The organism is Halorubrum sp. Ea8 (assembly GCF_002252925.1).
GTDB lineage: Archaea > Halobacteriota > Halobacteria > Halobacteriales > Haloferacaceae > Halorubrum.
In genome coordinates, this window is the sequence record NZ_NHPF01000033.1 from 42568 (window position 1) to 60275 (window position 17708).

Consider the following 17708-nt stretch of genomic DNA (forward strand, 5'->3'; position numbering starts at 1 on the left):
TCCGCGGCCTCTTTTAAAAATAGTCACCCGAGCGCGGTCACGTCGACCGCGCGGGTCTCGCCGTCGACCTCCAGCTCGACGGCGTCGACGATCGACCCGCGCACGCGCTCGCGCCACGCCTCGACGGCCTCGGCGTGACGCTCTCGGCGGGTCTCGATGTCGGCGTCGGGGTGAGCCGCCGCCGTCTCGTCGACCTCGGGGTACGGGGGGACCTCGGCGACGAGGTCGCGGGGATCGACGTGAATAGGGGTCGGGGAGTCGCCGTCGCGCTCGCTCGTCTCGCTTCCGCCCGCTTCCTCCCCCGCCGTCCCGTGGTCGACCGCGTGAAGTCGAGCGCGCATCCGCCCCGAGAACGGCGGCGTCACCCGCAGGACGACCTCGCGGTCGCTCCGGAGCGTCGCCTCGAGCGCGCTCGCGACGTCCTCGCGGTGGACCGCGATCGACCGTATTCGCCCGCCTCCCGCGCCCTCCGCGGGGCCGCCCGCCTCCTCGTCAGTCATCGTCACCCGCCCACTCCGCGTCCGAGAGGGTGCGCTGGACCGCCTCCTCGCCGACGGCGCCGGCGAGGTGCTCGAACCCCGCGCGCACGCCGCGATCGCTCGCGTTCGCGACGAGTCGAGAGACGATGAACTCCGGCGTCGACTTGCCGATCGTACCGAAGCGGGGCTGGTAGTCGACGCGCAGTTCGAGGTCGTTCGTGAGCCCCTCCGCGAAGATTCCGTCGATCCGGGCGGCCTCCGGGAGCGGGCTCAGGTCCTCCGCGAGGTGCGTGACGTACACGCCGAGCGCGCCCCGCTCGACGGTGAGCGTCACGAGACCGTTCAACAGGTCGGCGGCCCGCCCCGGCTCCGTGATCGCCTCGAACTCGTCGACGAGCATCAGCGTCCGGCCCTCTTCGACGAGCGGCGGGACCACCGACTTCAGCGTCGACTCCAGTACGCCGGCGTTGAACGAGGCGTGGCGCCGGTGGAAGACGATCCGGTCGAAGGAGCCGACCTGCGCCTCCTCTGCGGGCACCGGGAGCCCCATCGACGCGAGCAGGGCCACCGCGCAGACCGTCTCCAGCAGCGTCGTCTTCCCGCCCGAGTTCGCCCCCGTAAGCACGCTCACGCGGTCGCCGGTCGGCGGCGCGTCGACGCTCGCCACGCCCGCGTCGCCCGCGAGCGAGTGGGTCCCGACCGCGTACGACACCGGCTGCACCTCGCCGGCGATGAACGGGTTCCGCGCGTTCCGCACCGCGATCCCGTCGTCGACGAGCGTCGGTCGCGCGAGGTCGTACGCGGCCGCGAAGCGCGCGAGCGAGAGCAGGAACGCGGCGTCCGAGACGGCGGTCACCGCCCGGGCGACGTGGCTCTCCCGCTCGTCGTCTCCGTCGCCTCCGCCGTCTTCGCCCGAGTCCGCCCGCGCGCCGCCGATCCGCTCCCGGATGTCGGCGGCGACCGCCGCCTCGCGCTCCGCGACCTCCGCCTCCAGCTCCGCCGCGAGGTCGCGGAGGGTCGCCGAGACGAAGTCGGCGGCGTCGAGCGCGTCGTCGGGAGCCACCGACCGCACCGTCGCCGGGTCGACGCCGGTCTCGCTCGCGACGTGGTCGATCGTCGCGGCCTCCAGGGCCTCGAAGTCGCGCAGCGAGCCGTCCCGGACCGCGTCGAGCACGTCGAACGCGGAGTTCGCCAGCTCCTCGGCCGCGTCGAGCCGGTCGCGCAGGCGGTCCAGCTCGTCGTCGGCGCCGCGAGCGACCTCGATGTCGCCGTCGCCGTCGACGCTCGTCGGGTCGATCGACCCGCGCACGTCGGCGAGGGCGCCGGCGGCGTCCCGCAGGGCGTCCGCCTCCAGCGCGCCCACCGCTTCGAACGGGCCGTCGTCGAGCCCCGCTTCCCGCAGCGCGATGGCGGTTTCGACGGCCGCGAGGTCCGACCCCTCGGCGTCGTCGTACGCGTCGAACGCCTCGGTCACGCGCTCGCGGTCGGCCTCGACGAGCCCCTCCCACGCGTCGCGCGCGGCGACCACGCCGTCGAGTCGGGCCTCGACCGCCTCCCGGTCCGCTAGCGGCGTCAGCACTCGGATCCGGTCGGCGGCGTGGGCCGTCAGCGCGTGGCCGGCGGCCAGCGAGAGCAGGTCGTCGTACACCGAGCGGGTGTCCCCCGTCGCGAGGACGTCCATGCCGGCCTCGCCGTTGGCCCGGCGGAGGATCCGGGTGGCTCGCCCGCGGTGGAGTCCGGCGTCGACGAGCGCCCGGACGTCGGCCGCCTCGATCGCCTCGATCGCCCGCGAGGTCCCCAGCGCCGAGACGAGCCGCTCGCTCGTCTTCGGGCCGATCCCCCAGTAGTCCTCGAGTCGCATACGCCGACGTGACGCCGCGGCGTCTTGGCGTTTTCGTCGGCGGTGCGGTCGCCGATGCGAACACCGGACGCGGTGACTCCCGCCGTCCCTCGGTCGCCACCGTCAAATCCCCGTCGGTCGTTACCACTCGGTATGCCCACGGAACTCGCGGACGGAGTGTGGCGGTTCGAGCTGCGGGGCGTCAGCGCGTACCTCGTCGACGACGACGTCCCCACGCTCGTCGACGCGGGGACGCCGTGGGACGACGCGGCGATCCGGGAGGGGCTCGCCGAGGCCGGCGTGGACGTCGCGGACATCGGCCGAGTGCTGTTGACCCACTACGACCTCGACCACGTCGGGGCGCTCGCGGCGCTGACGCCGGAGCTCGACGCGACCGTGTACACCGGCGCGTTCGACGCGGCGATCCTCCGCGGGGAGCGGTCGCCGCCGCTGCGCAATCACAAGGGAGCGTTTCAGCGCCTCGCCGGCCTGTTCACGACGCATCCGGACCTGGAGGTCGAGTCCGTGTCCGACGGTCAACGGCTCGGCTCGTTCACCGCGTACCACACGCCCGGCCACACCCCGGGTCACGTCGCGTACGTGAGCGAGTCGCTCGGCGTCGCGCTCCTCGGCGACCTCGTCTCGGCGTCCGACGGCGGGCTCGACCCCTCGGAGTGGTTCATCAGCTACGACACGGACGCGGTACTGGAGAGCATCCGCGACCTCGCCGCCCGTGCCCCGCCGTTCGAGGTGGCCTGCGTCGGCCACGGCGACCCCCTCACGTCGGGCGGAAGCGAGGCGCTCGCGGCGCTGGCCCGTCGGATCTGAGAAAAGCGGCCGACCCGCACTCCCGGCTCTACCGCGACTGGCGGTAGATCAGGTTCCGCTGGATGTCGTTGGCGCCCTCGTAGATCACCGGGATGCGCACGTCGCGGTAGACGCGGGCGATCCGGCGGTCGGTGAGGATCGACCGCCCGCCGTGGAGCTTCATCCCCTTCTCGGCGCAGTCGGTCGCGACCTCCGTGGACTTTGTCTTCGCCAGCGCGGCCCAGTACCCCGCGTCTTCGTTGTTCGCGACCTTCTCGCAGGCGCGCCAGTTGAGCGCGCGCGCCGACTCGAAACCGATCCGCATGTCCGAGAGGGTGTGCTGGACCGCCTGGAACTCGTTGACCGTCCGGCCGAAGGCGTTACGCCCGTGAACGAACTCCTCGGCCTCCTCGATGGCGGCCGCGGCCAGCCCGAGCCCGTGCCCGCCGACGACCACGCGGCCGTGGTTGAAGAAGTCCGCGAGGACGTAGAAGCCGCCGCCCTCGCTGCCGACGACGTTCTCCTCGGGGACGAAGCAGTCCTCGAAGACGATGTGGCCCTGCTTCGAGGCGCGCATCCCCATCTTCTCCGGGATGTGCTCCGCCTCGTACCCCTCGCTGTCGGTCTCGACGATGAACAGGGTGTAGTTCGAGTAGCGGTCGTCGCTCTCGCCGGTCTTCGCGTAGACGGTGAGCCAGTCGGCTTCGACCGCGTTGCCGACCCAGTACTTCTCGCCGGTGATCTCGTACCCGCCGTCGACCTTCTCGGCTTTCGTCGTCATCCCCGCGAGGTCGGAGCCGGTCTCCGGCTCAGAGACGGCGAGCCCGGAGATCTGGTCGTTCTCCGCGACCGGCCGGAGGTACTCCTCCTTCTGCGCCTCGGTGCCGTACTGCTCGACCATCTCGCAGCCGAAGCTCGCGAGCTGGAGGGTGAGCGCGATGCCGGCGTCGGCGCGGTAGAACTCCTCCGCGATCGCGAGCACCTGCGCGAGGTCGAACCCCTTCCCCCCGTACTCCTCGCCGATGTCCTGCGCGATGAGTCCCGCGTCCATCGCCGCCTCCAGCACCTCCCACGGGTACTCGCCCGAATCGTAGTACTCCGCCGCGTTCGGCGCGATGTGCTCGTCGGCGAACTCGCGGGCCTCGGCCTTCACGTCGCGCGCGCGCTCCGGCACGACGCTGTCGTCCAGTAGATCCATGTCCGATCCGCGGGCCCCGCGGTCAAAACGTTCGTGGAACAACGAGAAATATCGGGAGAGTTTATTACTCGCCTCGGGCGTCGTCGGCATCGACGACCTCGACGTCGACCTCTGAGGTGTCCTCGTCGGGATCGTCTTCGCCTTCGCTTTCGTCGTCTCCGCTTTCGTCTTCGCCTTCGCTTTCGTCGTCTCCGTTTTCGTCTTCGCCTTCGCTTTCGTCGGCGTCGGCGACGTCGGAACCGCCCTCACCCGCGGTGGCGACGTCGGAGTCGTCCACGCCGTCGGCTCCGTCTGCCGCCTCGCCGGCGGATTCGTCCGCGTTTTCCGCGGAGTCGTCCGCGTTCGCGACCTCTTCGGCATCGTCGATCTCGACTCTGTCGTCGCCGTCGTCGTCCGGGGGTTCGGCCGGATCCGCGGGCTCGAAGCCGGCCGTCTTCAGTTCGGCCTCCGGATCGCGATTCAGGTCCCGACCGGTCTCCCGAAGCGCCTCCCGCGCGGCCTCTCGATCGACAGTGCCCGAGACCGTCCGCGGGAGCTCGTCGACGAGGGCGATCGTTTTCGGGATCTTGAACCCGCTGAGCCGCTCGCGGGCGAACGAGGCGAGCGCCGCCTCGTCCACCGGTTCCCCCGTCCGGTCGCCGACCGCGAGCAGCGCGGCGACCCGCTCGCCCCACATCTCGTCGTCGAGACCGACGACGGCGACGTCCTCGACCGTGGGAAACTCCCGAAGCACGTCGCTCACCTCGCCGGGCTCGACGTTCTCGCCCCCGGTGATGATGCGGTCGTCGAGCCGGTTGAGCACGTAGAGGTAGCCGTCTTCGTCGATCCGTCCCACGTCGCCGGTGTGAAGCCCGTGGGGGCCGAAGGTGGACTGATCGAGTTCGGCGGTCGCCCCGTCGCCCGCGTCCGTCGGGGGCTTCAGATACCCCGGCGACACCGTCGGGCCGTCGACGACGATCTCCCCCGACTCCCCGGCTTCGACCGGCGCGCCGTCCTCGTCGACGACCGTCACCTCGGTTCCGAACAGCGGGCGGCCGACCGTGCCGAGCCGCCCCTTCGTCTGCCGGGGCGTCGCGGTCGCGATCTGCGAGGCCGACTCGGTCATCCCGTACGTCGGATACACCGGGACCGAGTAGTCGCGGCAGCGCTCCAACAGCTCGTCCGGCGCCGGCGCGCCGCCGAGCAGGACCACGCGAAGCGTGTCCGACAGGGTGCCGCGCCTGTCGAGCATCCGCTTGAGCATCGTCGGGACGAGCGAGACGCCGGTCACGTCGTACGTGTCGATGTCGTCGGCGGTGCCCCCGGCGTCGAACCCCTCCCGGAGCACGAGGGTCGTCCCGTACAGCGCCGAGCGGTAGACGGGCGCGAGCCCGCCCATGTGGTGTAACGAGAGAGAGACGAGCCAGCGGTCGCCGGGGTCGACACCGAGCCGGAACGCGGAGGCGACGGCGGAACTGCACACGTTACCGGCGGTGAGCGGAACCGGCTTCGGCTCCCCCGTCGTGCCGGACGTGAAGAGGATACAGAGGTGATCGTCGAACTCCCACTCTGGGGGATCGACCGTCGCGGGCTCGACGTCGTGGACGGCGGTGACGGTCCCGTCGGTCGGGTCGTCGACGGAGAAGACGGGCGTGTCGTCGATCCCGTCGACGGCCGCCAACGCGTCGTCTTCCGTCGGCTCCGCGCAGACGACCGCGGAGAGGTCCGCCCGCTCCGCCCGCTCCGAGAGCTCCCTGGGCGTGAGCTCCTGTCCGAGCGGGACGAAAGTCGCGCCGATCCGCATCGCCGCGTGGACCAGTCCGACCGTCCCGACGTACGGGGGCGTGATCACGCCGAGCCGGTCGCCCGCCTCGATCCCGTGGGCGACGAGGCGCCCCGCCGTCTCCGAGACGAGTTGGTCGAGGTCCGTGTACGTCCAGGCCTCGCCGTCCTCGGCCCGCACGAGCGCCGCGGCGTCCGGGGAGGCGGCGACCCGGTGTGACAGCCAGTCTCGCACGGGGGTCACCCCCGTCGCGGCGGGCACTCACTCATCGCTCGGCTGTCGGACGGTGAGGACGGGCACGTCCGAGGTTCGGACGACCCGCTCGGTGACGCTGCCGAGGAGATACCGGTCGAGCCCCTTCCGGCCGTGCGTCCCCATCACGATCATGTCGATGTCGTTCTCGTCCACGTAGTTCCGGATCGAGCGGTACGCGGTCCCCGTCGTGACGACCGTCTCGCAGCTCACGCCCGCGCTTCCGGCCGCGTCCGCGACCCGCTGCGTGGCCTCCTCTCCCTCGGACTCGAGCGCGTCGACCACGACCTCGGCGCCCGCTTCGAGCGTCGCGTACGCCGCGCCGTCGACGACGTACAGCGCGTGGAGCGTGGCGTCGTACTGCTCGGCGAGGTCGATCGCATGTTCGATCGCGGCGTCCGACGCGGGGCTACCGTCCGTCGGGACGAGGATATGCGAGTACATCTCGCGAGAAGATACGCTCGGTACCGATTAAAAACCCGATCACGAGCGGCGAACCGCGGGAAGACCGCACGTCTGCGCCGCGTTTTCCGCCGCGACGAGGGCCCGTCGCCGGCGCCGCGTTTCCGGCCGCGACACGGCTGGCTCGCCTCCGCACGCGTCGCCGCTAGCGGAAGCCCATCGCTTCGATCTGCTCTTGATACCGGTTGCGGATGGTGACCTCCGTCACCTGCGCGACGTCGGCGACCTCGCGCTGGGTCTTCTTCTCGTTACACAGCAGCGAGGCCGCGTAGATCGCCGCGGCCGCGAATCCGGTCGGGGACTTCCCGGAGAGGAGCCCCTGCTCGGCGGAGACGTCGATGATCTCCGTCGCCTTCGACTGGACCTCCTCGCTCAGCTCCAGCGACGACGCGAAGCGGGGAACGAACTGCTTCGGGTCGACGGGCTTCAGTTCCAATCCGAGCTCCTGGGAGATGTAGCGGTACGTCCGACCGATCTCCTTCTGCGGAACGCGCGAGACGTCGGCGACCTCGTCGAGCGATCGGGGGATGCCCTCCTGCCGGCAGGCGGCGTAGAGCGCGGCGGTGGAGACGCCCTCGATCGACCGGCCGCGGATGAGGTCCTCGTTGAGCGCGCGTCGATAGATGACCGAGGCGACCTCGCGTACCGACCGCGGCACGCCGAGCGCGCTCGCCATGCGGTCGATCTCGGAGAGCGCGAACTGGAGGTTGCGCTCGCCGGCGTCCTTCGTGCGGATCCGCTCTTGCCACTTGCGCAGCCGGTGCATCTGCGATCGCTTCTCGGAGGAGAGCGACCGTCCGTACGCGTCCTTGTCCTTCCAGTCGATCGTCGTCGTCAGCCCCTTGTCGTGCATCGTCTCGGTGATGGGGGCGCCGACGCGCGACTTCGACTGCCGCTCCGAGTGGTTGAACGCCCGCCACTCCGGCCCGCGGTCGATGTTCCGCTCGTCCAAGACCAGCCCGCAGTCCTCACACACGAGCTCTTGGTCGGCGTCCGTGACTATTTCTTCCGAATCACACTCCGGGCAGGAGACCGTCTCCGTCTCGTCCGACTCTCGCTCGGTGTTCCGCTCCTGTTGACGCTGGCGGCTCGGACGTTCCATTATAAGGTTTCTGGTTATTGTCCTATTTAAACCTTTGTCCCGGATCCGCACGCGTCGCCGGTCGGTTCCGGTTCCTCTCATCTGGTGTGAATGAGTCCGTTGGCGCTTCAAACGCCAGTTACTGACGATCCAGTGCCGAGGATCCCGACTCGCCGACCGTCGGCGCTACCGGTCATCGAACACGAAACGTGACCGCCGAGCGCGGTCATATTAGCGCCGCGACGATCGGCGCTATAATTACTATCAGACATTCACAAAGACTTTTGTATAACTACAACATATGGGCTTCCATGAGCACGACGCAGTCCGACGGGATCGAGGGGACGCTCCGCGGCTGTCGACCCGCGGAGATCGACCCCATCGTCATCGACGCCGACGACCTCGACAGCACCGCGCCCGAACACCTCCGCGAGCTCAAGGCCGAGCTCTCAGCCCGCGGCTACCAGCCGGCGACGCTGTCGGTCGAGGCCTGCTTCGACTGCGAGGACACGCTCTCGACGCAACGAGAGGCCGACCGGCTCCGTCAGTTCGTCCGCGCCGCGTCGTTCCTCGGCGCCGGACGGATCGAGGTCCGGCTGGGGGAGGTGTCCGACCCCGACGCCGCGGAGCCGGCGCTGTCGGCGCTGGCCGAGCGCGCCGACCGCGAAGGGGTCGAACTCGTCCGGACCGCCGCGGCCTGACGGATGGCGTCGAAGCGCTCGCTCGCGACGAAGCTCGGCGTCGTCGCCGGGTTCGAAGAGCCGCGCGTCGCGCTCGAACAGTACCCCACGCCGCCGGACCTGGCCGCGCACGTCGTCCACCTCGCGGACCTCCACGGCGACGTCGACGGTCGCACCGTCCTCGATCTCGGCACCGGGACGGGGATGCTCGCGCTCGCGGCCGCCCTCCGCGGCCCCGCCCGCGTCCTCGGCGTCGAACTCGACCGCGACGCGCTGCTCACCGCGACCGGCAATCAGCGCCGGGTGGCCGCCAGCGCCCCGGTCCACTGGATCCAGGCCGACGCGACGCGGCTCCCGCTGGCCGTGCCCGATCCGGTGACGGTCGTGATGAACCCCCCGTTCGGCGCCCGAGACGGGAACCGCAACGCCGACCGCGGTTTTCTGGCGACGGCGAGCCGCGTCGCGACCGTCTCCTACTCGGTCCACAACGCGGGCAGCCGGGAGTTCGTCGAGGCGTTCGCGGCCGACGAGGGCGGCGAGGTGACCCACGCGTTCGCCGCCGACTTCGCGATCGACGCGCAGTTCGACCATCACAGCGACGAGTCGCGCGATATCGACGCCGAGGTGTACCGGATCGAGTGGGCGTGAGCCCGTCGGGTTCCCCGCCCCGATACCCCCTCACTGCCGCCCTCGGTCCGACCGAGCGTTACTGCCGCCCCTCGTACCGCTCCCGCGTCGCGATCCGCACCCGCGTCTCCCCGCGCTCCGCGAACACCGCGTCCTCCTCGCGCACGAACGCGACCCCCTGGAGCGTGACCGTCTCGTTCGCCGCGGGGAGCGCCGCCCGCTCGGTCTCGCCCCCGTGGGCGACGCGCAGTTCGAAGCCCCCCTCGACGGCCGCGACGGTGACGTTGCGCCCGTCGATCCGCGGCTCCGCCCGCGCCGGTTCGCTCGTGAACAGCGTCGAGCGCGTCTCGTTCCGGACCGCGTCGACCCGGTAGGCCGGGCCGCCGTTCGCCGCCACCCACCCCACTCGTTGGACCCAGACGGTCTCGCGCCACCCGGTCCCGCCCACGTCGACGGCGCGGTACCCCCAGAAGGCGAGGTTCCCCCGCGAGACCGCGGTCGTCCAGATCTCCCGGTCCGCGTTCTTCACGATGACCCCCGAGGTGTTGACGCTCGTCGACCGACCGAACGCCTCGACGTCGACGACGCCCACCACCTCGTCCTCCACGTTCTCGGCGTACGTCACCTGGTACCCCTCGACCTCGATCGGATCGCCAGGAAGGTCGCCGTCGTCGACGGCGACGAGGTTCGGGACCACTCCCGGTCCGGCGACGACCGCCAGCGCCGACGCGAGCAGGAGGAGTCCGATCGCGGCCGGCGTGGCGGACCGGACCGCCCCTCGGATCGTGTCGGGTTCCGGCACGGCCGCGTCCGGACGCAGCGGCTCGTCTCGCCCCGCGACCGCGAGGGCGACGATCGCCGCGAGGGCCGCGAGCAGCCCGAATCCCAGCGCCCGGTACAACTCGTACCGCTCGTTCCCGAGGTACCAGTACACCGCCCAGAGCCGACGGGATGCGCCGAAGAGGAGCACCGCGCCGAACGCGGCGAGCGCGGTCGTCCCAGAGCCGCCGCTCGACGCCGTCACCGCCTGACCGCCCTCCGCGCCGTCCGAGCGGGCTTCGCGCTCGCGGCGCCGCCGGACGAGCCACACCGCGGCGAAGATCCCGGCGATGAGCCCGAGGGTGTGGCCCTGGATGGCGACGTTCGCCCACCCAGGCGGCCCGTAGGAGCCGCTCGCTCCGGCGGTGACGACCGGGTCCCGAAGGGCCCGGTAGGCGACGTTCACGAGCGTCGCCCCCGCGAGCGCCGCGATCGTCCCGACGGGATAGAAGACGAGCGCGAACCCCCACAGCGCGAAGACGACCACCGAGAACCCGATCACCGGCCCCAGCGCGAACAGCGCGCTGGCGACCCCGAAAAGCGCGATTGCGCCCGGCACGACGACGAACGCCCGAACGGAGGGACGCTCAGCGAGCGGATCGGTGTCCGGGCGCGACGCGCTCATCGAGAGCGACGCGAGCGTCGAAAGTCCGACGGCGCCGAGGCCGAACCCGGTAGCGCCGTCGGAACGGACCCGGCGCAGCGACTCTCGCGACGGGAGGGACTCCCGGCTCGGCAGCGCCGACCGCAGCGTGCCCGTCTCCTCATCGACCTCGCGTCCGCCCGGAAAGTGCCCGTAGGCGTACTCGGCGATTCCGCCGGCGACCAGCGCCGACAGGAGGTTCCCCGTGATGTGCCCGCGGTTGGCGTGCGCGAAGCTCGACCAGAGGAGCCCCTCCGGGTAGAAGTACGACCACGAGCGGAACGGGATCACGACCGGGCGGTCGGGGTTCTCCAGCCCGCTCTGGACGAAGAGGTACACCCCGATCACGCCGGCGACGGCGACCAGCGTCCCCCACGGCACGCCGAGCAGGAAGCGCGAGCGGAGCGCGCGGGTCCACGATCCGGCCGGCCGGTCGGTCGTATAAACGACCGCGACCGCCACGGCGACGAGCCCGCCGCCGACAGCGAGGTGGGCGGCGTCGGACGTCAGCGCCTCCGCGACCATGTGGGAAAGGGAGCGGTCGACCGCTTATGAATCCGCGGGTCGGTCGACCGGGAGGTGGCACCGGGCGGTCAGATCTTGTTCTCGGCGTCGTCCGCCAGCTCCTTCATCCGCTTGCCGACGCGGCCGGCGGGGGAGAACTCGTCCTCGCTCATCGCGTTCGCCAGGGCGTTGCCGAGCACGAACACGGCGTGTTTGTGCTCGCTCTTCGATTTGTGGACGTGCGAGGGGTCGACCTCCAGCTCGTCGTACGGGTCGAACAGCGAGCCGTCGACGGTCTCGTTCGCGCGGAAGTGCTCCATGATCGTCACCATCTGTTCGTGGAGTTCGAGGAGCTCGTCTTTGTGCATACCAGAGATACGAGTCGTAGACAATTTAAGCGTTGTTGAGGGGAATACGCACGGCTCGCGGGGGGGTACCGGACGCGAACGTACAGCCGGGGAGAGATCGCGGGGACGGTCCCGCTTCAGAACACGTACTCGTCTTCGTGGCCCATCATGCCCTCGTCCTCGAACCCGCCGGAGTCGTCCTCGTCTCTCGGTCCGCTCGTCTTGTACGCCTTTATCCCCGTCGACAGGAGCTCTTCCACCGCCTCCTCTCGGTTGAGGAACTCCCCCTGCTCGACCATCTGGGCGATCTGCATCTCCAGATGCTCCGGCACGGTTATCTCTACTCGTGGCATTTCCTGCCCGGGAGTAATGGGAATGGGTATATAAATGTGGCGTCGACGGTACGGGTATGAGAAATCTCACGACGGCATTCTCGAAACTTCAGTTCGAAATATCTAAATTCTAGATCCGTTATACGAAACTTCTAATCGATGGGCGACACGTTCGACGCGCCTGCGTCCTCGCCGCCCGATCGGCGGTCTGCCGGCCTCGCGAACGACAGCCGTTTGAGCCCGCGAGTCAGGGCGACGCCCCCCGCCGTCGGCGTCGTTTTCCGGGGTGTGACTGGGGTCGACCCGGGTTCTGCAACCGACGCGGAGCGATACGCATAGGTGTGCGCGACGCCTACGCCGGCGTATGAGTGGATCCGGCGGCACGGACGCCGCGACCGAGGCCGACGGCGACGTTCAGGACCTCACGGGGCTCTACCGCGAGTACGGCGACGACCGACTCCCTCCGGGCCAGCGCGAGACCGACCGCTTCCCGGTGCTCTCGAAGAGCGGAACGCCCTCGTGGGACCCCGAGACGTTCGCCTTCGAGGTGTGGGGCGCCGTCGACGACCCCCTCGATCTCTCGCTGTCCGAGTTCCAAGACCTCCCGGCCGTCACCCAGCGACAGGACTTCCACTGCGTGACGGGGTGGAGTAAGTTCGACTGCGCGTTCACCGGCGTCGAGTTCGCCGAAATCGTCGACCACGCCGGGGTCCGCGACGACGTCGAACACGTCCTCTTCCACGCGCTCGACGGCTACACCACGAACCTCTCGCTCGACGAGTGCGCTCGAGACGGCGTCCTGTTCGCGTACGGCTACGACGGCGACGACCTCCCGGCCGACCACGGGGGACCGATCAGGGTCGTCACCCCCCACAAGTACGCGTACAAGGGCGCCAAATGGGTCTCGGGAGTGGAGTTCCTCACGGAGAAGGAGCTCGGCTACTGGGAGAAGCGCGGCTACAGCGACACCGCCGACCCGTGGAACGAAGAGCGGTACAGCTGACGGCGGCGTCCGCTTTCACGCCGTAGGCGTTAGAGCGAGCGACCGCGCGCCCGTCGCCCGCGCCGACCCCCGGGATAGTCAGGATAAAGGGCCCGCAGTGCCGACCGTTACTTAATGGAACGGGCGCGTTCGACCTCGGCTCCGCCCCTCGTCAGCCGCACGACCGCGGTCGACGCGCCCCCGTTCGCGGCCGCCTTCGACGCCCTCTCGACGCCGCGGACGACGTGGAGCGCGCCGGACGACGCCCTCGTCCTCGGGAGCGGGGCAGCCGCGACCCTCACCGCGAGCGGCCCGGAGCGGTTCGCCGAGGTCCGGAGCGCCGCCGCCGACCTGTTCGACTCCGGCGACGTCCACGCCGGGACCGAGGCCGCTCGACCCCGGATCTTCGGCGGATTCGCCTTCCACGAGGGAGCCTGCGGCGGCGACACGTGGGGGCCGTTCCCGGAGGCGCGCTTTGCGCTCCCGCGCGTCCAGCTCACGTTCGCGGACAACGGCACTTGGCTCACGGTGAACGCTGTCGGCCCGGAGACCGACGTCGACGCCGTCGAGCACCGGCTGGCGGACGAGGTCGAACGCCTCGCCGCGGTCGACGGCGACGCGGCCGATCCGCCGCGCCCAGGTATCGCGGAGACCCGTCGGACCACGAGCCGCGAGGCGTGGCGCGAGAGCGTCGACGCCGCGGTCGACCGCATCCGCGGCGGCGACTTACGGAAGGTCGTCCTGGCGCAGGCGCTGGAGGCGGACTTGGCGGCCGAATTCCCGCGAGCGGCGACGCTGAAACGGCTCGCGGAGAAGTACCCCGACTGTCACCGGTACTACTTCGAGCCGGACGAGGAGGAGAGCGCCTTCTTCGGCGCAACTCCGGAGCGGCTGGTCTCGCTTCGCGGGCGGACCGTCGAGACCGACGCGCTCGCGGGGACGACGGGGCGAGGCGAGACGCCGGCGGAGGACGAGTGGCTCGCGCGGGAGCTGCTCGATGACGACAAAAACGTCCACGAGCACGAACTCGTCGCGGACACAGTCCGCGAGCAGCTGGAGCCGTTCGCGGCGTCGGTCTCCGCCGGCGAGCGTCGCGTCCGCCGGCTCGCGACGGTCCAGCACCTCCACACGCCGATCACGGCCGAACTCAGCGACGACCGCCACGTGCTCGACCTCGTGGAGGCGCTCCACCCGACCCCCGCCGTCGGCGGGCTCCCGCCCGACCGCGCCCTGGAGACGATCCACGAGACGGAGCCGTTCGACCGCGGCTGGTACGCGGCGCCGGTGGGCTGGATCGACGCCGCCGGCAACGGCGCCTTCGCGGTCGCGATCCGCTCGGCGGTCGCGGCGCCCCGGCGGGCCACCCTCTTCGCCGGGGTCGGCCTCGTCGCCGACTCCGATCCCGACCGCGAGTGGGACGAGATCCAGCTCAAGTACCGCCCGATCCTCGACGAGTTGGAGGCGGGAGACGGGTCGCCCGGCGCGGACGACGACTGAGTCGAGGGGCGCCCCGCTCGGCGCGGGCGTCGACGAAATCGAGAGACCGCCCGACCGGAGCCGCCGGCGTCCCGGTCGAGAACCGCGCGCGCCGCCTACTGGAACATCTTCAGCGGCTCGGCCTGCGAGCTCTCCTCGGTGGCCTGCTGCATCCGCTCGGCGAACGCCCGCTTCGCCTCGCGGATCTCGGTCGCCTGGTCGACGAGCCCCTCGGTGGGCGTCTCCGTCTCCGCGATCGGGTCGATGCCGTTCCGGATGAGGATCCGCGCGGCCTCGGGGTCGGGAAACTGCGGGTCCGACTCGACGACGAGCCCGACGGCGTCGCGGTCGCGCTCCAGCGCCTCCGCGAGCATCGCGCCCGTCGGCCCGGAGATCAGCCCGGCCTCCGGCGGGTCCTCGACGTCGGCGCGGTCGAGCCGATCGCCGCCGTCGCCGGTCGCCACCCCGTAGATCGACGGCGGCGCCTCGTCCTTCTCGCGGCCGAGCCCGGAGAGGAAGATCGGGAACGTCGCGCTCTCGGCGAACCAGCTCTCCAGGCAGCCGGCGACCTCGGTCGCGGCGCCGGGATTTACGGGCACGTCGCTCCGGAGCGCGACGAGGTCGTTCTCCGCGTCGGCGTACAGCCGCACGGGAGTCGTCAGCGCCCGGTCGTCCTCCCGGTAGACGGCCACCCGCGGGAGCCCGTCGCAGTGGACGTTCGCGTAGTGGACCATCTCGTGTTCTTCGATCATGTGGTCCGTCGCGATCTTTCCGACGAGTCCGACGCCCGGGAACCCCTCCACCAGCGTCGGCTCGTCCAGCGAGACGTCCTCGTCGAGGACGGAGATGCGTGCCATGCGTTCGCCTACTCCGGGCAGGGACCTAAAACGTAGGGCGCGCGGGGCGTGCGACTGCGTGGCCTCGCGCGCGTCCCGAAACCGACTAACGGGCCGCCGCGAAAGGGGTGGCATGAATCCGTTAGAGCGGTACGAGCCGCTCGTCGACGACGCGTCGGCGTTCCGCGCGGCCTGCGACCGGCCGCTGCCCTCCGTCGTCCGCGTGAACGAGATGGCGGCCTCGCCCGATCGGGTCCGCGAGGCGTTCGACGAAGCGGGCGTCGCGTACGAGCCCGTGGCGTGGCACGACGGCCTGCTCCGGCTTCCGGACGGGAACCCCGGCGGGAACTGGCCGTACGTCCACGGCTGGACCCACGGGCAAGAGGAGGTGTCGGTGCTCCCGGGGCTCGCGCTCGACCCGGCGCCGGGCGAGCGCGTCTGGGACGCCTGCGCGGCCCCCGGTAGCAAGACGACGCAGATCGCCGACGCGATGGACGACGAGGGCACGCTCGTCGCCAACGACAACAACCTCGGGCGGCTCTCCGCGCTCCGGCACAACGCGGAGCGCCTCGGGATCACGAACGCGATCGTCACGAATCAAGACGCCCGGAACTTCTCGACGAAGCCGCTCGCGTTCGACGAGTTCGATCGGGCCCTCGTCGACGCCCCCTGCTCCTGCGAGGGCACCTGCCGCAAGAACCCGGACGTCGTCGACCAGTGGACGCTCGACCACGTCCACGCCGTCGCGGGGATCCAGAAGGGGGTCTTAGCCCGGGCCGTGCAGGCGACCCGCCCCGGCGGGACCGTCGTCTACTCCACCTGCACGTTCGCGCCCGAGGAGAACGAGGCGGTGCTCGACCACGTCATCTCGAACGAGGACTGCGAGGTCGTCGAGTTCGACCTCCCGCTCGACGCGGTCCCCGGCGTCACCGAGTGGGAGGGCGAGACGTTCGACGAGTCGGTGACGCGCGCGCACCGCGTCTACCCCCATCACAACGACACGGGCGGGTTCTTCTGCGCGAAGCTTCGTGTGGGCGGGGATGACGAGGCGGGCGCGGGCGACGGGGAGGTGGCGGCGTGAGCGACGGCCCCGGATCCGTCGACGACGCGGACGGAGACGCCCCGACTAACGACGGCCAGCGCTTCGACCGCCTCCCGGAGACCCCCGACGACCGCGAGGTCGACGGGCGCGCGAGCCGGCGTGAGGTGCTCGACTGGTGGGACGAGCGGTTCGGGGTCGACCCGAGCGTCTTCGAGGGGTACAGCTTCTGGGAGAAGGGCGCGGGGAAGGTCTGGATCTTCAACGGCGAGGCGACCGACCCCAGCGAGGTGGAGGCGATCGGGATGACCTTCCTCCGGACGCGACAGGAGCACTGGAAGCCCACCGGGCGCGCGGCCACCCGGTTCGGCCGCCACGCGACGCGGAACGTCGTCGAACTGGGCCCCGAGCAGGCCGCCCGGTTCGCCGCCGGCGACGATCAGGACCTCCCGGATTGGGACGGCGACTGGGGGTATCTGATCGCGACCCACGAGATAGCCGGCGGGTCGGCGCCGATCGGGGTTGGACTGTACCTCTACGACGAGCTGCGCTCCGTGGTACCCAAGGGGAGCCGCGCGGACCTGCCCGTCGTGGAGTGAGGGGTCCCCGTCGCGGAGCGAGGGGCCCCCGTCGGATTCGGTAAAAACCGCCCGTCGGAGCGCGGCCCGCTGACGGCGCTCCACCGCGTCGAACGCCTCAGATCGACGTGTCCTTCGGCGGCTTGGTGGCGAGGTTGGTGATCCCGTACGTGGCCATCAGGATCAGGCCGAGCAGGATCGTGTACGACCGCACGCTGAGACTGATCAGCGTCTCGTGGACGACCTGCCCTTCCCCCGACACCGGGTGCGGGGCTCCCGCGATTATCTCGAGCAGCCCCATCCCGACCGTCCCGATCAGGAGCAGCGCTGCGCCGCCGTACAGTCCGACTCGTTCCACTGTGGTGAGTTCGCTCATTGTTGTCTCCGTGTTAGCCGATCAAGTACCGCATCCGCGGGTGGTTCCTGACGAACTCCGTCTTCGCGAGGTACGCGTCGACGCCGAGCACGCGGCCGGCGCCGAGCGTGGCGATCATCGCGAAGATCAGCAGCCCCAGGAGGTCGCCGGTGATCACGCCGTGGGCCCAGCCGCCGGTCTCGCCGTTGATGAAGTAGAAGAACGTCATCAGGAACGCGCCGAAGAACGCGGCCAGCCGCGTCAGCGCGCCGACGATTAAGCCGAGCCCGATCAGCGTCTGCCCGAGCGGGACCATGACGTTGACGAACGACAGCATGATTCCGTCGGAGAACAGCGTGACAATCGGAGCGAGGCTGGTCCCCGCCGCGGCGCCGCCCACGAACCAACTCGCGTCGAACGGCCAGGCTAAGAACTTGTCGAGCCCCGCGTGGAGGAACCACCAGCCGACGATCAGCCGCATCACGACGAGCCAGTAGGCGAACCGTGACTCCTCGACCGGGAACGATACGTCTCTACCGAGCAGCCGCGTCTGGATGTTGGTGACCATAGCGTGCTCCAACCGGACAATTACCTTACCGAAATATATAA

Annotated in this window: 19 protein-coding genes; 7 read left to right on the top strand and 12 right to left on the bottom strand. The window is 70.6% G+C overall.

All coding sequences use genetic code 11. The features are described from left to right. Positions 1–23 precede the first annotated feature (23 nt). Positions 24–500: a hypothetical protein gene (locus DJ74_RS02580; protein ID WP_094526235.1), complete on the bottom strand. Its 477-nt coding sequence runs from the start codon at positions 498–500 to the stop codon at positions 24–26. Next, a complete protein-coding gene (locus DJ74_RS02585; protein ID WP_094522421.1) occupies positions 493–2340 on the bottom strand; it encodes a DNA mismatch repair protein in 1848 nt (615 codons plus the stop codon). Before DJ74_RS02585 ends, DJ74_RS02580 begins: the two co-directional genes overlap by 8 nt. Positions 2341–2472: 132 nt before the next feature. Here DJ74_RS02585 and DJ74_RS02590 point away from each other — a divergent pair, with 132 nt between their 5' ends. Then, on the top strand, positions 2473–3147 hold the full coding sequence (locus DJ74_RS02590) for an MBL fold metallo-hydrolase (protein WP_094522419.1): 675 nt from the start codon (positions 2473–2475) through the stop codon (positions 3145–3147). Between the two features lie 28 nt (positions 3148–3175). On the opposite strand, the gene DJ74_RS02595 is transcribed toward DJ74_RS02590, so the two are convergent. The 4 genes from DJ74_RS02595 to DJ74_RS02610 all read right to left on the bottom strand — a co-directional run bounded on the left by DJ74_RS02595 (position 3176) and on the right by DJ74_RS02610 (position 7902). Then, the gene (locus tag DJ74_RS02595) at positions 3176–4324 is read right to left on the bottom strand and encodes an acyl-CoA dehydrogenase family protein (protein WP_094522417.1); all 1149 of its coding nucleotides are present in this window, start codon (positions 4322–4324) and stop codon (positions 3176–3178) included. Positions 4325–4388: 64 nt separating this feature from the next. Next, a complete protein-coding gene (gene menE / locus DJ74_RS02600; RefSeq protein ID WP_094526293.1) occupies positions 4389–6320 on the bottom strand; it encodes an o-succinylbenzoate--CoA ligase in 1932 nt (643 codons plus the stop codon). Between the two features lie 27 nt (positions 6321–6347). After that, positions 6348–6782: a universal stress protein gene (locus DJ74_RS02605; protein ID WP_094526237.1), complete on the bottom strand. Its 435-nt coding sequence runs from the start codon at positions 6780–6782 to the stop codon at positions 6348–6350. 163 nt (positions 6783–6945) lie between these two features. Then, positions 6946–7902, bottom strand: a complete 957-nt coding sequence (locus DJ74_RS02610) for a transcription initiation factor IIB family protein (RefSeq protein ID WP_094522413.1) — start codon at positions 7900–7902, stop codon at positions 6946–6948. Positions 7903–8192: 290 nt separating this feature from the next. Between DJ74_RS02610 and DJ74_RS02615 the strand changes: the two genes are divergently transcribed. Both DJ74_RS02615 and DJ74_RS02620 read left to right on the top strand, forming a co-directional pair. After that, on the top strand, positions 8193–8582 hold the full coding sequence (locus tag DJ74_RS02615; RefSeq protein ID WP_094526238.1) for a hypothetical protein: 390 nt from the start codon (positions 8193–8195) through the stop codon (positions 8580–8582). A gap of 3 nt (positions 8583–8585) precedes the next feature. After that, entirely contained in the window at positions 8586–9209 is a 624-nt protein-coding gene (locus DJ74_RS02620; protein ID WP_094526240.1) for an METTL5 family protein, read from the top strand. Positions 9210–9267: 58 nt separating this feature from the next. Here the strand turns inward: DJ74_RS02620 and DJ74_RS02625 are convergent, their stop codons facing one another. From DJ74_RS02625 to DJ74_RS02635, 3 genes are all read right to left on the bottom strand, one after another. After that, positions 9268–11175, bottom strand: a complete 1908-nt coding sequence (locus DJ74_RS02625; protein ID WP_094526242.1) for a rhomboid family protein — start codon at positions 11173–11175, stop codon at positions 9268–9270. A 68-nt stretch (positions 11176–11243) separates the two neighbouring features. After that, a complete protein-coding gene (locus DJ74_RS02630; RefSeq protein WP_094522405.1) occupies positions 11244–11522 on the bottom strand; it encodes a UPF0058 family protein in 279 nt (92 codons plus the stop codon). 116 nt (positions 11523–11638) lie between these two features. After that, positions 11639–11854 carry a cell surface protein gene (locus DJ74_RS02635; RefSeq protein WP_094522403.1) on the bottom strand — a complete coding sequence of 72 codons (216 nt, stop codon included), beginning with the start codon at positions 11852–11854 and terminating at the stop codon, positions 11639–11641. A 343-nt stretch (positions 11855–12197) separates the two neighbouring features. On the opposite strand from DJ74_RS02635, the gene DJ74_RS02640 reads away from it, so the two are divergent. Next, a complete protein-coding gene (locus tag DJ74_RS02640) occupies positions 12198–12836 on the top strand; it encodes a sulfite oxidase-like oxidoreductase (RefSeq protein ID WP_094526244.1) in 639 nt (212 codons plus the stop codon). Between the two features lie 114 nt (positions 12837–12950). Then, positions 12951–14312, top strand: a complete 1362-nt coding sequence (locus DJ74_RS02645) for an isochorismate synthase MenF (RefSeq protein WP_094526246.1) — start codon at positions 12951–12953, stop codon at positions 14310–14312. 95 nt (positions 14313–14407) lie between these two features. Here DJ74_RS02645 and DJ74_RS02650 read toward each other — a convergent pair whose 3' ends face one another. After that, positions 14408–15148, bottom strand: coding sequence for a proteasome assembly chaperone family protein (locus tag DJ74_RS02650; RefSeq protein WP_094526248.1), 741 nt, complete (start codon positions 15146–15148; stop codon positions 14408–14410). A gap of 112 nt (positions 15149–15260) precedes the next feature. Between DJ74_RS02650 and DJ74_RS02655 the strand changes: the two genes are divergently transcribed. Next, complete coding sequence (locus tag DJ74_RS02655) at positions 15261–16208, top strand: RsmB/NOP family class I SAM-dependent RNA methyltransferase (protein ID WP_094526250.1); 948 nt, start codon at positions 15261–15263, stop codon at positions 16206–16208. Next, positions 16205–16765 (top strand): hypothetical protein, encoded by a 561-nt coding sequence (locus DJ74_RS02660; RefSeq protein ID WP_094526251.1) that lies wholly within the window; start codon positions 16205–16207, stop codon positions 16763–16765. The genes DJ74_RS02655 and DJ74_RS02660 overlap by 4 nt, the downstream gene beginning before the upstream one ends. Positions 16766–16862: 97 nt before the next feature. Here DJ74_RS02660 and DJ74_RS02665 read toward each other — a convergent pair whose 3' ends face one another. Both DJ74_RS02665 and DJ74_RS02670 read right to left on the bottom strand, forming a co-directional pair. Then, entirely contained in the window at positions 16863–17120 is a 258-nt protein-coding gene (locus DJ74_RS02665) for a hypothetical protein (RefSeq protein WP_241881481.1), read from the bottom strand. A gap of 13 nt (positions 17121–17133) precedes the next feature. Continuing rightward, positions 17134–17667 (bottom strand): DoxX family protein, encoded by a 534-nt coding sequence (locus DJ74_RS02670; RefSeq protein ID WP_094522393.1) that lies wholly within the window; start codon positions 17665–17667, stop codon positions 17134–17136. Positions 17668–17708 lie beyond the last annotated feature (41 nt).

Excerpts from the sequence above, each read along its gene's own strand:
- DJ74_RS02650 (WP_094526248.1), bottom strand. The coding sequence starts at position 15,148 with ATGGCACGCATCTCCGTCCTCGACGAGGACGTCTCGCTGGACGAGCCG.
- DJ74_RS02625 (WP_094526242.1), bottom strand. The coding sequence starts at position 11,175 with ATGGTCGCGGAGGCGCTGACGTCCGACGCCGCCCACCTCGCTGTCGGC.
- DJ74_RS02630 (WP_094522405.1), bottom strand. The coding sequence starts at position 11,522 with ATGCACAAAGACGAGCTCCTCGAACTCCACGAACAGATGGTGACGATC.
- DJ74_RS02590 (WP_094522419.1), top strand. The coding sequence starts at position 2,473 with ATGCCCACGGAACTCGCGGACGGAGTGTGGCGGTTCGAGCTGCGGGGC.
- DJ74_RS02665 (WP_241881481.1), bottom strand. The coding sequence starts at position 17,120 with ATGAGCGAACTCACCACAGTGGAACGAGTCGGACTGTACGGCGGCGCA.
- DJ74_RS02580 (WP_094526235.1), bottom strand. The coding sequence starts at position 500 with ATGACTGACGAGGAGGCGGGCGGCCCCGCGGAGGGCGCGGGAGGCGGG.
- DJ74_RS02595 (WP_094522417.1), bottom strand. The coding sequence starts at position 4,324 with ATGGATCTACTGGACGACAGCGTCGTGCCGGAGCGCGCGCGCGACGTG.
- DJ74_RS02610 (WP_094522413.1), bottom strand. The coding sequence starts at position 7,902 with ATGGAACGTCCGAGCCGCCAGCGTCAACAGGAGCGGAACACCGAGCGA.
- DJ74_RS02615 (WP_094526238.1), top strand. The coding sequence starts at position 8,193 with ATGAGCACGACGCAGTCCGACGGGATCGAGGGGACGCTCCGCGGCTGT.
- DJ74_RS02670 (WP_094522393.1), bottom strand. The coding sequence starts at position 17,667 with ATGGTCACCAACATCCAGACGCGGCTGCTCGGTAGAGACGTATCGTTC.
- DJ74_RS02585 (WP_094522421.1), bottom strand. The coding sequence starts at position 2,340 with ATGCGACTCGAGGACTACTGGGGGATCGGCCCGAAGACGAGCGAGCGG.
- DJ74_RS02645 (WP_094526246.1), top strand. The coding sequence starts at position 12,951 with ATGGAACGGGCGCGTTCGACCTCGGCTCCGCCCCTCGTCAGCCGCACG.
- DJ74_RS02605 (WP_094526237.1), bottom strand. The coding sequence starts at position 6,782 with ATGTACTCGCATATCCTCGTCCCGACGGACGGTAGCCCCGCGTCGGAC.
- DJ74_RS02655 (WP_094526250.1), top strand. The coding sequence starts at position 15,261 with ATGAATCCGTTAGAGCGGTACGAGCCGCTCGTCGACGACGCGTCGGCG.
- DJ74_RS02635 (WP_094522403.1), bottom strand. The coding sequence starts at position 11,854 with ATGCCACGAGTAGAGATAACCGTGCCGGAGCATCTGGAGATGCAGATC.
- DJ74_RS02640 (WP_094526244.1), top strand. The coding sequence starts at position 12,198 with ATGAGTGGATCCGGCGGCACGGACGCCGCGACCGAGGCCGACGGCGAC.
- DJ74_RS02620 (WP_094526240.1), top strand. The coding sequence starts at position 8,586 with ATGGCGTCGAAGCGCTCGCTCGCGACGAAGCTCGGCGTCGTCGCCGGG.